The sequence below is a fragment of the Meinhardsimonia xiamenensis genome (assembly GCF_900102905.1).
Lineage (GTDB): Bacteria > Pseudomonadota > Alphaproteobacteria > Rhodobacterales > Rhodobacteraceae > Meinhardsimonia > Meinhardsimonia xiamenensis.
This window is the reverse complement of record NZ_FNFV01000001.1, coordinates 112,588-126,991: the sequence shown is the minus strand read 5'-3', so window position 1 is coordinate 126,991 and position 14,404 is coordinate 112,588. Positions and strand designations below refer to the sequence as shown.

The 14,404-nt window shown below is 69.6% G+C and carries 13 protein-coding genes and 1 pseudogene; 9 read left to right on the top strand and 5 right to left on the bottom strand.

Annotated features, from left to right (window positions below; genetic code table 11):
- From glcE to BLQ14_RS00630, 3 genes are all read right to left on the bottom strand, one after another.
- Nucleotides 1-1,158, bottom strand: coding sequence for a glycolate oxidase subunit GlcE (gene glcE, locus BLQ14_RS00640; RefSeq protein ID WP_092497165.1), 1,158 nt, complete (start codon nucleotides 1,156-1,158; stop codon nucleotides 1-3).
- Nucleotides 1,148-2,584, bottom strand: a complete 1,437-nt coding sequence (locus tag BLQ14_RS00635; protein WP_092497163.1) for an FAD-linked oxidase C-terminal domain-containing protein — start codon at nucleotides 2,582-2,584, stop codon at nucleotides 1,148-1,150. Before BLQ14_RS00635 ends, glcE begins: the two co-directional genes overlap by 11 nt.
- 92 nt (nucleotides 2,585-2,676) lie before the next feature.
- Nucleotides 2,677-3,351: a TetR/AcrR family transcriptional regulator C-terminal domain-containing protein gene (locus BLQ14_RS00630; RefSeq protein ID WP_092497161.1), complete on the bottom strand. Its 675-nt coding sequence runs from the start codon at nucleotides 3,349-3,351 to the stop codon at nucleotides 2,677-2,679.
- 90 nt (nucleotides 3,352-3,441) lie between these two features.
- Here BLQ14_RS00630 and BLQ14_RS00625 point away from each other — a divergent pair, with 90 nt between their 5' ends.
- Complete coding sequence (locus BLQ14_RS00625) at nucleotides 3,442-4,140, top strand: NAD(P)-dependent oxidoreductase (protein ID WP_092497159.1); 699 nt, start codon at nucleotides 3,442-3,444, stop codon at nucleotides 4,138-4,140.
- 43 nt (nucleotides 4,141-4,183) lie between these two features.
- Here the strand turns inward: BLQ14_RS00625 and BLQ14_RS00620 are convergent.
- A pseudogene (locus BLQ14_RS00620) lies at nucleotides 4,184-4,615 on the bottom strand (NUDIX hydrolase); the annotation flags it as partial.
- Between the two features lie 95 nt (nucleotides 4,616-4,710).
- Between BLQ14_RS00620 and hslO the strand changes: the two are divergent.
- The 8 genes from hslO to BLQ14_RS00580 are packed head-to-tail and all read left to right on the top strand — an operon-like array spanning nucleotide 4,711 to nucleotide 13,583.
- Nucleotides 4,711-5,730: an Hsp33 family molecular chaperone HslO gene (gene hslO, locus BLQ14_RS00615; RefSeq protein WP_092497155.1), complete on the top strand. Its 1,020-nt coding sequence runs from the start codon at nucleotides 4,711-4,713 to the stop codon at nucleotides 5,728-5,730.
- Nucleotides 5,714-6,322: a CoA pyrophosphatase gene (locus BLQ14_RS00610; RefSeq protein ID WP_245656786.1), complete on the top strand. Its 609-nt coding sequence runs from the start codon at nucleotides 5,714-5,716 to the stop codon at nucleotides 6,320-6,322. Before hslO ends, BLQ14_RS00610 begins: the two co-directional genes overlap by 17 nt.
- Before the next feature lie 53 nt (nucleotides 6,323-6,375).
- Nucleotides 6,376-7,473: a CCA tRNA nucleotidyltransferase gene (locus BLQ14_RS00605; protein ID WP_092498262.1), complete on the top strand. Its 1,098-nt coding sequence runs from the start codon at nucleotides 6,376-6,378 to the stop codon at nucleotides 7,471-7,473.
- 16 nt (nucleotides 7,474-7,489) lie between these two features.
- Nucleotides 7,490-8,074, top strand: coding sequence for a LysE family translocator (locus tag BLQ14_RS00600; protein ID WP_092497153.1), 585 nt, complete (start codon nucleotides 7,490-7,492; stop codon nucleotides 8,072-8,074).
- 47 nt (nucleotides 8,075-8,121) lie between these two features.
- The gene (locus BLQ14_RS00595; protein ID WP_092497151.1) at nucleotides 8,122-9,966 is read left to right on the top strand and encodes an ABC transporter ATP-binding protein; all 1,845 of its coding nucleotides are present in this window, start codon (nucleotides 8,122-8,124) and stop codon (nucleotides 9,964-9,966) included.
- The gene (locus tag BLQ14_RS00590; protein ID WP_092497149.1) at nucleotides 9,966-11,813 is read left to right on the top strand and encodes an ABC transporter ATP-binding protein; all 1,848 of its coding nucleotides are present in this window, start codon (nucleotides 9,966-9,968) and stop codon (nucleotides 11,811-11,813) included. The genes BLQ14_RS00595 and BLQ14_RS00590 overlap by 1 nt, the downstream gene beginning before the upstream one ends.
- Nucleotides 11,814-11,816: 3 nt before the next feature.
- The gene (locus tag BLQ14_RS00585) at nucleotides 11,817-13,052 is read left to right on the top strand and encodes a class I SAM-dependent RNA methyltransferase (RefSeq protein WP_092497147.1); all 1,236 of its coding nucleotides are present in this window, start codon (nucleotides 11,817-11,819) and stop codon (nucleotides 13,050-13,052) included.
- A 36-nt stretch (nucleotides 13,053-13,088) separates the two neighbouring features.
- A complete protein-coding gene (locus tag BLQ14_RS00580) occupies nucleotides 13,089-13,583 on the top strand; it encodes a L,D-transpeptidase family protein (RefSeq protein WP_092497145.1) in 495 nt (164 codons plus the stop codon).
- 4 nt (nucleotides 13,584-13,587) lie between these two features.
- On the opposite strand, the gene dalA is transcribed toward BLQ14_RS00580, so the two are convergent.
- Nucleotides 13,588-14,232, bottom strand: a complete 645-nt coding sequence (dalA, locus tag BLQ14_RS00575; protein ID WP_092497143.1) for a divisome-associated lipoprotein DalA — start codon at nucleotides 14,230-14,232, stop codon at nucleotides 13,588-13,590.
- Between the last annotated feature and the right edge of the window lie 172 nt (nucleotides 14,233-14,404).

Below are 14,404 nucleotides of genomic sequence, written 5' to 3'. Positions count from 1 at the left end.
CTAGCCCATCAGCCCGGGGTTGAGAATGCCGCGCGGGTCGAACTGCCGCCTGATCCCGGCCTCGAGCGCGGCCACCGGCGCAGGCTGGGGCGGGAAGCTCGCAATCGCGCGGCGCGTCGGCTCCGAGGCGCGGATCAGCGTGGCATGACCGGAGAAAGGGCCGAGCCGCGCGCGCAGATCGGTCCCTTCCGGCATGAGGAGCCAAAGCCGGCCGCCGCCCCAGTCGTAAAGCGCGCCTTCCGGCTCGGCGCGGGCGGCAACCTCGGGCGCCTCGGAGGGCTTGAGCGAAAGTCGCCAGACATCGCCGGGGCGGTCGTGGAAGGCCTCCACATCGCGCACCCAGCGCCAGCCGGCGGCGGTGCGCTCGGGGTCGGTCTCCACCGCCACCTCGCCGAAGCGGCTGAGGATCTCCTTCAGCCTTTCGGTGCGATAGCGCACCGAGCCGGCAAAACCCTCGATGCGGATCATCGTGACCGGTGCGCCATCGACCCCGCGCGGGGCATGGGCCGCGCCCGACACCTCGAACGGCGAGTTGAGCGCGGCGGTCATGGCGCGCTGGGCGGTGGCATCGTCGAGCCCCTCGACGAGCAGCACGGCGCGCGCCTCGGGCTCCGGCAGGACCTTGAAGGAAATCTCCGTGAGCACCCCGAGCGTGCCGTGGCTACCGGCCATGAGCTTCACGAGGTCATAGCCGGTGACGTTCTTCATCACCCGCCCGCCGCTCTTGATGATCTCGCCGCGCCCGTCAATGAGGCGCACGCCGAGCATGTAGTCGCGGCAGGCGCCCACCTGCACGCGCCGGGGCCCGGAGACGTTGGCGGCCGCCACCCCGCCGATGGTCGGCGCGCCCTCGGTGCCGAGAAGGCCGCGCATGTCCATCGGCTCGAAGGGCAGGCGCTGGCCATGCTCGGCAAGCGCGGCCTCCACATCCGCCAGCGGCGTGCCGGCGCGCACCACCAGCGTCAGCGCGCCGGGCTCGTAGAGGGTAATTCCCGTAAGGGCGGCGGTGGTGAGCGGCCGGCCCTCGACCGGGCGGCCATAGGCGCGCGTGCCGCCGCCGAGGATCCTCAGCGGCCCTTCAGCCGAAGCGATGGCCTCGGCAAGTTCTGCCTCGCTGGCCGGGCAGAGCGCCTTGCTCGCGGTAACCTCACGCTGCACGGCGCGCCTCGGTCACATCGAGCGGGAAGACCTTGCCGGGGTTCAGCAGCCAGGCCGGATCGAACACGTCCTTCAGGCGCATCTGCGCCTCGAGATCAGCGCGGCTGAACTGGACGCCCATCAGATCGCGCTTCTCCACGCCCACGCCATGCTCGCCGGTGAGGCAGCCGCCGACCTCGACGCAGAGCTTGAGAATTTCGGCGCCAAACGCCTCGGCCCGCTCCAGATCGCCAGGCTTGTTGGCATCATAGAGGATCAGCGGATGCATGTTGCCGTCACCGGCGTGAAAGACATTGCCCACCTCGAGCCCGAACTCCTTCGACATCTCGCCGATGCGGCGCAGCACGAAGGGAAGCTCCGAGACCGGGATCGTGCCATCGAGGCACATGTAGTCGTTGATCTGCCCCATCGCGCCGAAGGCGGCCTTGCGGCCGGCCCAGATGCGCGCGGCCTCGTCGGCATCCTTCGCCTCGCGCAGGGCCACCGGGTTGTGGCGACGGGCGATCTGCTTGATGAGGTTGAGTTGCTCGTCGATCTCGGCGTCGGAACCTTCCACCTCGACGATCAGCAGCGCCTCGCAATCGGGATAGCCGGCATGGGCGAAGGCCTCGGTCGCCTCGATGCAGGGCCGGTCCATGAACTCGATCGCCACCGGCAGGATGCCGGCGCGGATGATGTCGGAGACGCAGGCGCCGGCAACCTCGTTCGAGTCGAACCCCATCAGGATCGGCCGCGCGCCCTCGGGCTTGGGCAGGATGCGCAATACCGCTTCCGTCACCACGCCAAGCTGCCCTTCCGAGCCGCAGACAAGGCCCAGAAGATCGAGCCCGCCGGCATCGAGATACGGCCCGCCCAGCTCGACGATGGTGCCATCCATCAGCACCATCTTCACGCCCATCAGGTTGTTGGTGGTCACCCCGTACTTGAGGCAATGCGCGCCGCCGGAATTCATGGCGATGTTGCCGGCGATGGCGCAGGCGAGCTGCGAGGAGGGGTCGGGAGCGTAGAAGAAACCCTCTTCCTCCACCGCGCCGGTAACCGAGAGGTTGGTGCGCCCCGATTCAACCCGGATGAAGCGGTTGTCGGTGTCGATCTCGAGCACGCGGTTGAGGCGCGAGACGCCGAGAATGATGCCGTCGGCCACCGGCAGCGCGCCTCCGGCAAGCGAGGTGCCCGAGCCGCGGGGCACCACCGGCACGCCTTCCTCATGGCAGATCTTCAGAACGGCGGAGACCTCTTCGGTGGAGGAGGGCAGCACCACCGCCATCGGCGGGCAGCGATAGGCGGTGAGCGCATCGCACTCGTAGGCGCGCGTCTCGTGCTCCTCGTCGATCACCGCGTCTTCGCGGGAAACGACCTCGCGCAGACGGGCGACGATACGAGCCTTCGCCTCAAGGCGGCGCGGGTCCGGGCGCGGCATTTCCATGGGAACCTCCAAATCTGGTCAGAAAATATAACCAATTTGCATGAGCGGCAACCACTCTGAGCGCGCGCGGTGCTAGTATTTCGCGTCGTACCTCAGCCTGTTTGTTGCCGGGCTCCGATAAGCGCCTCCAGCCCGTCAAGGATCAGCTCAAGCCCGAAGCAGAAATCGTGAACCCCATCATGCCGACCGCTCGCCACCGCGTCAGCCATGGCGTGCAGGTTGGGCAGCCGATCGGCCGGGATGTGCGGCAACCAGGCGCGCGCCTGCGCGGCGTATTCGCCCTTGGCGAAGGGAAAGTTCAGCTCCTGCAGGGTGAAGCCGTAGATGTGCGAATCAATGGCGTTCCAGGCGTGATCCGCCATGGCCAGATCGAAGCCCGCCGCGCGCAGGCAGCCGATGGTGGCATCAACCCACTCCAGCATCTTCGGCCCTGCATTGACGCGCGAGACAAAGAGCATCGGCGCCCAGGGGTGACGGAGGAACACCTCATGCGCCGAGACCGCGCGCGCGCGCATTTCCGCCTTCCAGTCGCCTTGCGCCGAGGGCCGGCGGATTTCCCCCGCCACGGCATCGACCATGGCGCCAAGGAGATCCTCCTTGCCCGACACGTGGTTGTAGAGCGACATCGCCTCGACCCCGAGCCGTTTGGCCAGCCGCCGCATGCTGAGCGCCTCGAGCCCCTCCGCATCCGCGAGCGCCACCGCCTCGGCCACCACCCGCTCGCGCGTCAGCCGCGCCCGCCGCCCCTCTTTGGCTGCCTCCGCCATCCCATGCCCGCCGAATTTCCTTGACTCGCTTACGGCGTAAGTCTAACAGCCGCGGAAAGCAACTTACAGCGTAAGCGAAAGGAGGCCGTCATGGCCCGCAACAGACGCATCTGCATCATCGGGATTTCCGGCAAGCTCGGGCAGTACATGGCCGAGCACGCCCTTGCCCGCGGCTGGGAGGTGCGGGGCGTCTGCCGCCCCGAGAGCGTGGGCAAGCTCGCCCGCTTCGGTGACCGGATCACGGTGTTTCCCGGCCGCACCGACGACGCGGCGGTGATTGCGCGCGCGTTGCAGGGGTGTGATGGCGTGCTAACGGTGCTCGTGCCCTGGGGGGTGGACGACTATGCCAGCGGCACCGCGCGGGCGGTGCTGGAGCACGCCGAGCCCAAGGCGCGGCTCGTCTTTTCCTGCGGCTGGCACGTCAGTCGTGACGGAAAGGACCGCTATTCGCTCAAACTGCGCGCCTTCGTGGCCGTCTTCGGGGCGATTGCCCGCGCGCTGCGGTTTGCCGACATCTCCGACCAGCTGCGCGCCACGTGCATGATCTTCGACAGCGACCGCGACTGGACGGTGGTGCGCGGCAGCGATCTGGAGGAGGGCGAAAGCCAGGGCCTGCCCGTCTGGAGCCGACATGTCGGCGACCCGATCCTTGCCAGCAACCGCACCCGGCGCATCGATTTTGCGCTGTTCATGGTCGAGGCGCTCGAGAACGACGCGCTGATCCGCGAGGCCCCGGCGATCAACGGCCGGCTGACCCCCTCGGCCATTGCCCACGCGAGGGCCGCCTGATCCGGCGCAACGGGGCGGCGGCATCGCGGCGGGTCGCGACCTCCAGGGCGCGGCGCAGGAAATGGCGGTCACCGTCCGAGGCGAGCGCCTCGACGGCAAGCTCGGGTGTGAACCACACGGCAGCGTGTCCGGGCTCGAGCGGCGGTCCGTGACGGCAGACCGGCCGGGCGAGGTAGATCATGCACAGCTTCTCGGCCCAGAGGTCGTATTCGGGCATGTAGGTGAAGCGGCGGTAGGCGCCGAGGCGCCGTATCCTGCCGATGCGCCAGCCGGTTTCTTCCAGCACTTCACGGTGCAGCGCGGCGACGGGAGACTCGCCCGGATCGATCCCGCCGCCCGGCAGCTGGAACTCGGGAACGGGCTCGGCCTGCCATGTCATCAGAACGTCGCGGCCGTCGCTGATGACCGCATAGACGCCGGGGCGGCGGCGGTAGCGGCGCGCGCTCTCGGGTGGTTGGCCGAATCGTCTGGTCATCGCGTGCCCCTTGCCTTGCGGCTGGTTCTTCCGGTCGGCTTGATCGCTTCCTATATGCGTTGCGTATGCTCAATCCCCCTGACAAGGAATCCCCAATGTCGCTGATTCGACGCATCGCATGGGACGACACCGTGCTGCCGTTCCAGCTTGACCGCTCGGACATCCGCGGCCGCGTCGCGCGGCTCGACGGGGTGCTCGACAACGTTCTTGCCCAGCATGACTACCCGCCCGCGATCGAGGCGCTGGTGGCCGAGGCGACGCTTCTGACCGCGATGATCGGTCAGGCGATCAAGCTGCGCTGGAAGCTCAGCCTGCAGGTTCGCGGCAACGGGCCGGTGCGCATCATCGCCACCGACTACTTCGCGCCGCGCGAGGAGGGCGAGCCGGCCCGCATACGCGCCTGGGCGAGTTTCGATGCCGAGCGGCTTGACGAAAGCAAGCCTCCCTTCGAGCAGCTTGGCGAAGGCTATTTCGCGATACTCATCGACCAGGGCCCCGGCACCATGCCCTATCAGGGCATCACGCCGATTGCCGGCGGCTCGCTTTCGGCCTGCGCAGAGACGTATTTTGCCCAGTCCGAGCAGCTGCCCACGCGCTTTGCCCTTGCCTTCGGAGAAAGCGTCACGCCCGGCGAGGCCTCGGGCTGGCGCGCGGGCGGCGTGATGCTGCAGCACATGCCGCAATCTCAACTCGTGGCCCGCGAGGGCGGCTCGGGCGAAGGCGGACTTCTGCAGGCGGCCGACATCCTCTCCGGTGATGCGGCGGAGGACTGGAACCGTGCCAACATCCTGCTCGACACCGTCGATGCGCTGGAACTCGTCGGCCCCGGCGTGACGCCCACCGATCTTCTGGTTCGGCTGTTCCACGAGGAGGAGCCGCGGGTGTTCGATGCCCAGCCCGTTGCCTTCGGCTGCACCTGCAGCGAAGAGAAGGTGCGCCAAAGCCTGTCGATCTACTCGGCGCGCGACATCGGCACCATGACCACCGAGCAAGGCATCGTCACCGCCGACTGCCAGTTCTGCGGCGCCCATTACGAGCTTGACCCCGCGACGCTGGGGTTCGAAGCATCGGAGGAAGCCCGGAAGGCGGAGGACGAGGGTGACAAGCGCCATTGACGACCCCGAGGAGATCGCTCGGCGGCTCGGCCCGCCGCTTGACCCCTCCTCCGATTTCGACCTGTCGCCGGAGGTGACGCCGCCCGAAGACGCGCCCCTGCGCCCGGCGGCGGTGCTGATTGCGCTGGTGCCGGGGCAGAGGGGCGGGCTCGATGTGGTGCTGACCAAGCGCTCATCGGCGCTGCGCCACCACCCCGGGCAGATCGCCTTTCCCGGCGGCAAGATCGACGCGGGCGACGCCGACGCCGTGGCCGCCGCCCTGCGCGAGGCGCGCGAGGAGGTGGGTCTGCCGGCGGGGCGGGCGCGCATCCTCGGGCTGATGGCGCCGCACCGCACCGTCACCGGCTTTTCGGTGACGCCGGTGGTGGCGCATGTGCCCGAGCGCTTCGAGCTTCGCCCCGAAGCGGGCGAGGTGGAGGAGGCCTTCACCGTGCCGCTGGCCCATGTTGCCGATCCGGCGCGCTATTCCATCCAGTCGCGACGCTGGCGGGGACGGATGCGCAGCTACTACACCGTGCCGTGGGGGCCCTATTACATCTGGGGTGCGACCGCACGCATCCTGCGGGCGCTCGCCGAGAGGCTCGCGCGGTGACCCGGCTTTCGGCCGAATGGCTGCACCGGCCCGAGACGCGGGCGGTGACCGACATGCTCACCGAGGCCGGGCATCAGGCCTGGTTCGTTGGCGGCTGCGTGCGCAACACGCTGCTCGGCCGCCCGGTGGATGACATCGACATTGCCACCGATGCGCGCCCCGAACGGGTGATGGAGCTCGCCCGGGCCGCCGGGCTCAAGCCCGTGCCGACCGGGATCGATCACGGCACGGTCACGGTTGTCTCGGGTGGCATCCCGCATGAGGTGACGACCCTCCGCCGCGACGTGGCCACCGACGGGCGGCGCGCGGTGGTGGCCTATACCGACCGGCTGGAGGAGGATGCGCTGAGGCGCGACTTCACCATGAACGCGCTCTATGCGCGGCCTGACGGCACCATCATCGACCCGGTCGGCGGGCTTGAAGACCTTCGCGCGGGGCGGGTGCGCTTCATCGAGGATGCCGACAGGCGCATTCGCGAGGATTACCTGCGCATCCTGCGCTTCTTCCGCTTTCACGCCTGGTATGGCGACCCCGAGAACGGGCTTGACCCCGAGGGGCTTGCCGCCTGCGCGGCCAATGCCGAGGGGCTCAGGCGGCTGTCGAAGGAGCGGATCGGGCACGAGATGAAGAAGCTTCTCGCCGCGCCCGACCCTTCGCCTTCGGTGGCAGCGATGGCGGCGGCGGGGTGCCTGCAGCCGATCCTGCCTGGCGCCGACCCCGCCCCGCTTGCGGTGCTCGTCCATCTCGAGGGCGAGGTTGCCCGCGCGCCTGACCCGATCCTGCGGCTGGCGGCGCTGGGCGGGGAGGATCCGGTCGGCAACCTGCGGCTTTCGCGCGCGGAGGCGAGGCGGCTCGCGCGGCTGCGCGAGGCGGCTTTAAGCGAGGCGGGGCCGGGCGAGCTTGGCTACCGGCTGGGGGCGGCCGAGGCGCGCGATGCGCTCCTGCTGCGCGCTGCCCTCACCGGCCAGCCGCTGCCGGAGGGCTGGGAGGACGAGGTCGCGCGCGGCGCGGCGGCGGAGTTTCCGGTGAAGCCGGCCGACCTGATGCCGCGATACGAGGGTCCGGCGCTCGGCGCGAAGCTCAAGGAGCTCGAGGCGCGCTGGATCGCCTCGGGGTTCACCCTTACGCGGGCGGAGTTGCTGGCCTCATGAGAGGGAGCCTTTTGCGGTGAGTCTCGACCCGCTCTATCTCTTCGTCTTTGCCGGGCTGTTCTCGCCGGGGCCGAACGTGATCCTGCTCACCGCCTCGGGGGCGCGGTTCGGCTTTGCGGCCACGCTGCCGCATGTGCTCGGCGTGGCGGCGGGGGTGGGCGTGACGTCGGGGCTCACGGGCTTCGGGCTTGGCGCGCTTCTGCTGGCGCAGCCCGCGCTGATGCTGGTGCTGAAGATCGCGGCGGCGGGCTGGATCCTGTGGATGGCCTTCAAGCTCGTTCGTGCCGCCACGCGCCCGAGCGATCCCGGCCGCGACCGGCCCTTCACCTTCGTCGAGGCGGTGCTGTTTCAGTGGGTGAACCCGAAGGTCTGGGCGGTGGCCATGGCGGCCGCGGCGGGCTACGGGCTGGGGCTCGCGCCGGAGGCGGAGGCGTGGCGCCTTGCCTCGGCCTTCTCGGGCATCAACCTTTTCGTCTGCCTGTTCTGGACGAGCGCCGGCGCCTTCGCCGCGCGGCTGCTCGTGACCGCGCGGGCATGGGCGATCTTCCTGCGGGTGATGGCGGCGGCGCTCGCGGTTTCGGCGGCGCTGGTTTTCCTCTGAGCCGCGCGCGGCTATATCTCGGGGGATTGCCGAAGGCGCATACCCCCATGTTCCGTTTCTTCGAAAACCTCGTCGATCCCTACGCCGATCACGAGCGGATGGACCGCCCCCCGGCCTCCGTCTGGGGGATGATGCGGCTCTATGCCCGCCCGTTCCGCCGCGTCTTCGCGGCTGCGGCGGTGCTCTCGGTGCTGGTGGCGGCGGTGGAAATCGGGCTGATCTGGTACATGGGGCGCGTGGTGGACCTGCTTTCGGGCACCGCGCCCGCCGAGCTGTGGGAGCGCCACGGGCTCGAGCTTCTCGGCGCGGCGGCCTTCGTGCTGCTTCTGCGCCCGCTCGTGCAGTTTCTCGATGTGGCGCTTCTCAACAACACGATCATCCCCAATTTCGGCACGCTGATCCGCTGGCGCGCGCACGGCCATGTGCTGCGCCAGTCGGTGGGCTGGTTCGAGAACGATCTCGCCGGCCGCATCGCCAACCGCATCATGCAGACCCCGCCCGCCGCCGGCGAGGCGGCCTATCAGGTGTTCGACGCGATCACCTTCTCGCTTGCCTATTTCGTGGGCGCGGCGGTTCTGCTCACCCAGTCCGACCCGCGGCTGGTGCTGCCGCTTCTGGGCTGGCTCGTGCTCTATGGCGCGCTCGTCGTCTGGGTGATCCGGCGCATCGGCCCGGCCTCCAAGGCGGCCTCGGATGCGCGCAGCGCGGTGACGGGCCGGGTGGTGGACGCCTACACCAACATCCACGCCGTCAAGCTCTTCGCCCGGCAGGACCAGGAGCTTGAGCACGCCCGCGACGCCATCGAGACGGCGCGGCAGGCCTTCCAGCGCGAGATGCGGCTCTACACCGTCATGGATGTGACGCTCGCCCTTCTGAACGGGCTCCTGATCCTGGGCGTCGTGGGCTGGGCGATCGCGCTCTGGTCGGCGGGCAGCGCCAGCGTGGGCGTGGTGGCGGCGGCCACGGCGCTGGCGCTGCGCATCAACGCCATGACCGACTGGGTGATCTGGTCGCTCTCCTCCTTCTTCCGCAATCTCGGCGTGATCGCGGAGGGGATGGAGACCATCGCCCAGCCGATCACGCTGACCGACAGGCCCGGCGCGCCGGCGCTGAAGGTGAGCGAGGGGCGGATCGAGTTCGACCGCGTGAGCCACCATTACGGGCGCGGCGCCGGCGGGCTCGACCGGCTCTCGCTCACCGTGGAGCCGGGGCAGAAGCTGGGCCTCGTCGGCCGCTCGGGCGCCGGCAAATCGACCCTCGTAAAGCTGCTGTTGCGCTTCTACGACCCTGAATCGGGCGTGATCCGCATCGACGGGCAGGACATCACCGCCGTCACCCAGGATTCCTTGCGCGCCGCCATCGGCATGGTGCAGCAGGAAAGCACGCTGCTGCACCGCTCGGTGCGGGAGAACATCCTCTACGGCAGGCCCGAGGCGAGCGAGGCGGAGATGATCGCCGCCGCGCGGCGGGCGCATGCGCATGACTTCATCATGGGGCTGCGCGATGCGCAGGGGCGCAGCGGCTATGACGCGCTTGTCGGCGAGCGTGGCGTGAAGCTTTCGGGCGGGCAGCGGCAGCGTATCGCGCTGGCGCGGGTCATACTGAAGAACGCGCCGATCCTCATCCTCGACGAGGCCACCAGCGCGCTCGACTCGGAGGTCGAGGCGGCGATTCAGGAAACCCTTGCGGACATCATGGAGGGCAAGACGGTGATCGCGATTGCGCACCGGCTCTCCACCATCGCCCATCTCGACCGCATCGTGGTGCTCGACCAGGGCCGCATCGTGGAGGACGGCAGCCATGCCGAGCTGATCGCCCGAGGCGGGCTCTACGCGCAGTTCTGGGCGCGGCAGTCGGGCGGGTTTCTGGGGCTCGAGGAGGCGGCGGAGTGATGGGCGGGGCGATCGCACGCTTCTTCGCCGGGCTCATCGACCCCGAGCGCCCGGCCCCCGGCCCGCCGCCTCGGAGCCGCGCGCGCTTCTTCGCCTGGGTGCTCGAGGGCGCCTGGGGCGTGCTGGCGGCGGCGGCGCTGGCCTCGATGGTCGCGGGCGCGCTCGAGGTCGTCACCGCGCTCATCCTCGGCCGGGTGATCGACGCGGCGGTTGCGGGCCGGCCGGAGAGCTTCCTTGCCGACAACGCCGGGCTCATCGGCGCGGCGCTTGTGTTCATGCTGGTGCTGAGACCCCTTTCCTTCGGGCTGTCCTCGGCCTTTCAGAGCCTGACGCTGCAACCGAACCTCAACAACCTCGTTCTGGCGCGGCTGCACCGCTGGACGCTCGGTCAGGCGGTGACCTTCTTCGACAACGACTTTGCCGGCCGCATCGCCCAGAAGCAGATGCAGACCGCCCGCGCGCTCACCGAGGTGGTGGTGGAGAGCGTCAACACGCTCTTCTTCGCGCTTGCCACCGTGGCGGGTGCGGCAACGCTTCTTCTGGCCATCGACTGGCGGGCGATGGTGGTGCTGGCGCTCTGGTTCTGTCTCTATCTCGCCGCGATCCGCGCCTTTCTGCCGCGCATCCGCGCCCGCAGCGCCGAACGGGCCGGGGCACGCGCGATGGTGACGGGGCAGGTCGTTGACACCATCACCAACATCAAGATGGTCAAGCTCTTCGCCCATGATGAGCATGAGGATCGCGCCGCGCTCTCGGCGATGCGCGGCTATCGCGATGCGGCGGTGGGCTTCGGGCGCATGTCGGCGAGCTTCCGGCTGGTCTTGATGACGCTTGCGGGGGTGCTGCCGGTGGCGGTCGTCGGCACGGTTCTGTGGCTCTGGACGAAGGGCATGGCCGGGGCGGGCGACATTGCCGCGGCCGGCACGGTGACCATCCGCATCGCCCAGATGACCGGCTGGGTAAGCTTCACGCTGATGAACATCTACGCCAATCTCGGCGAGGTGGAGGACGGCATCCGCACCCTGACCCCGCCGCATCAGCTCACCGATGCCAAGGATGCGCGCGAGCTGCCCCATGCCTCGGCCATCGAGTTTCGCGACGTGAGCTTCGCCTACGGCCAGCGCACGGGCGGGGTGGACGGGATCAACCTGAAGATCGCGCCGGGCGAGAAGATTGCCATCGTGGGCGCTTCGGGGGCGGGCAAGTCCACGCTCGTGTCGCTTCTGTTGCGGCTCTATGACACCGAGAAGGGCGCGGTTCTGGTCGATGGCCGCGACGTGCGCGAGGTCAGCCAGGAGAGCCTGCGCCGCCAGATCGGCATGGTCACGCAGGAGACCGCGATGTTCAACCGGTCGGCGCGGGAGAACATCCTCTATGGCCGGCCCGATGCCAGCGAAGAGGAGATGATCGCGGCGGCGAAGCGGGCGCGGGCGCATGACTTCATCCTCGGGCTGCGCGATCACGCGGGCCGCAAGGGATATGACGCGCATCTCGGCGAGCGGGGGGTGAAGCTTTCGGGCGGGCAGCGCCAGCGCATCGCGCTTGCCCGGGCGATCCTGAAGGACGCGCCGATTCTCGTGCTCGACGAGGCGACGAGCGCGCTCGACTCGGAGGTGGAGGCCGAGATTCAGGCCGCGCTCGACGAGGTGATGGAGGGCAAGACGGTGCTCGCCATTGCCCACCGGCTTTCGACCATCGCGCGGATGGACCGCATCATCGTGCTGGATCAGGGTCGAATCGTCGAAGAGGGCACCCATGCCGAGCTTCTGGCGCGCGGCGGGATTTACGCGCGTTTCTGGGCGCGGCAGTCCGGCGGTTTCATCGGACTCGATGCAGCGGCGGAGTAGGCGATGGGCGAGGTGCGGCGGCTGACGGTCGAGCGGCTCGGCCATCGCGGTGACGGTGTGGCCGGTGACGTGTTCGTGCCCGGCTCGCTGCCGGGCGAGCAGGTCGAGGGCGAGGTAGAGAAGGGGCGCATGAGCGCGCCGCGCATCCTTGCGCCCGCGCCCATGCGCGTGCGCCCGCCCTGCCCGCACGCCAAGGCATGTGGCGGTTGCGCGCTGCAGCACGCAAGCGACGCCTTCCTGCGCGCGTGGAAGGCGGAGGTGGTGAGGGGCGCGCTCGCCGCGCAGGGGCTCGCGGCGCCGATCCGCGCGGTGCATGTCTCCCTGCCCGCGAGCCGGCGGCGGGCGGTGCTGCACGGCCGGCGCACCAAGCGCGGCGCCACGGTGGGGTTTCACGGACGCGCCTCTGATGTGATCACAGCCGTGCCCGAGTGCCGCGTGCTCGACCCGCGCATCGTTGCCGCGCTGCGCGCGCTCGCGGCGCTGGTCGAGGCGGGCGCCTCGCGCCGGGCGCGGCTCGACATCGCGGTGATCGCGAGCGAGAGCGGGCTTGATGTGGCCGTCACCGGGGGCGGCGTGCTCGATGCTGCGCGCCGCGCGCGGCTTGCGGGGCTGGCGATGGAGGCCGGCCTTGCCCGGCTGTCATGGGAGGGCGAGCCGCTCGCCATGGCGCGCGCGCCGCTTGTGCGCTTCGACGGCATCGCCGTCGAGCCGCCGCCGGGCGCTTTCCTTCAGGCCACCGCGGAGGGCGAGGCGGCGTTGCGCGCGTGCGTGGCCGCGGCGGTGGGAGAGGCCCGGCGCGTGGCCGATCTCTTCGCCGGCTGCGGCACCTTCGCCTTGCCGCTCGCGCGGCGGGCCGAGGTGCTCGCGGTGGAGGGCGACCCGGCGCTCGTGGCGGCGCTCGAGGCGGGCTGGCGCGGAGCGGGCGGGGCGCTCAGGCCGGTCACGGTGGTGCGGCGCGATCTCTTTCGCCGTCCGCTGACGCCGCCGGAGCTGGCGCGCTTCGAGGCGGTGGTGATCGACCCCCCGCGCGCGGGTGCCGAGGCACAGGCCCGGGCGCTGGCCGAAAGCCCCGTGCAGGCGGTGGCGGCGGTGTCCTGCAACCCGGTCACATTCGCGCGCGATGCGCGGATTCTGGTGGCGGGCGGATTTTCCCTCGACTGGATCGAGGTTGTGGACCAGTTCCGTTGGTCGCCGCATGTGGAGCTTGTGGCCAGGCTGTCGCGACAAGGCCGTTCGTGATAGCCTGCCGGAAAAGCAGTCGAAACGGGCAGTCAGATGGGCATCCTGCGGGTAGTTGCGGCGGCGGCGCTGGTGCTGGCGCTTACCGGCTGCGCTTCGAAGTTCAAGAGCTATGACGGCCCCGAGGTCACACGCATCGTCGTGCACAAGAGCGCGCGCGTGATGTATCTGATGCACCACGATCAGGTGCTGACACGTCACCGGATCGACCTCGGCTTCGCGCCCGAGGGCGCCAAGCGGGCGGAGGGCGACGGGCGCACGCCCGAGGGGCGTTATTACATCGACCGGCGCAACCCGCGGAGCCGTTACTATCTCTCGCTCGGCATCTCCTACCCCAATGCGCGCGACATTCAGGTGGCGCGGGCGGCAGGCGCCTCGCCGGGGGGTGACATCTTCATCCACGGCAAGGCCAGCCCGTTTCCCTGGGCGCGCGAGGACTGGACATGGGGGTGCATCGCCGTCACCAACCGCGAGATGCGCGACATCTACGCGATGGTGAAGCTCGGCACGCCGATCGACATCTACCCTTGAGGCATCAGCTGGTGGCGGGCGGGGCTGATTCTTCAACCGTGGGGTCGGTGAGCTCGTCTTCGCCGACCGGCACGGTGGGCGGCGCGCCCGGAGGTGCGGTGTTGGCCGGCGGCGTGACCACGGGCGGGGTCTGCAGCGGGCCGCCGCCGATGATCAGCGTCCACCAGATCTTGCCGCCCTGCTCCTGAAACCAGCCAAGCCCCATTTCCTCGGCCTGCGGATCCATGATCGGCTGGCGGGTCGTGGGCTCCTCCATCCAGGCGGCGAGAACTTCGAGCTCGGTCTCGTAGGTCTCGGCGATGTTCTCTCCGACAAGCTCCTTGTCATAGCCAACGCGCTGGACGCGCTGCACCGGCGAGGAGCCGTCGTGGCCGAAGTGCCAGGGGCGCTGCTGGCGGTACATGTCTTCGGAGTGAAGCTCGGCGGCGCGGTTGAGGCGCTCGTCGAGTGTCAGGGGCGGCAGGCCTTCGGCCTGGCGAAGGGCATTGATGCCGTCCAGCATCCGGAAACGCACGCGGGATGGCGACTGGCCGTCGAGATTGTAGGGCCGGAAGCCGGAGGAGGAGGGCCCCATCGTCGAGGTTGTCGCAGGCGCGCAGGCGGCGAGCGCCAGGAGGCTGGCGAAAAGAAGGCCCAGTAGACGTGTCATGCGAGGTCCGATCCCTTGGCGAATGGCGCGCGCACTATACGTGGGAGGACGGGCAATGAAAGCCCCATCGGCGCCCGTTTGCCGATATCGCGCGGGATTGCACGGGCGCGTGAATTGCAGGCGCGCGCCTGTCGGGTATAAGGGCGATGACCATGATGGCTTCGTGCAAGGG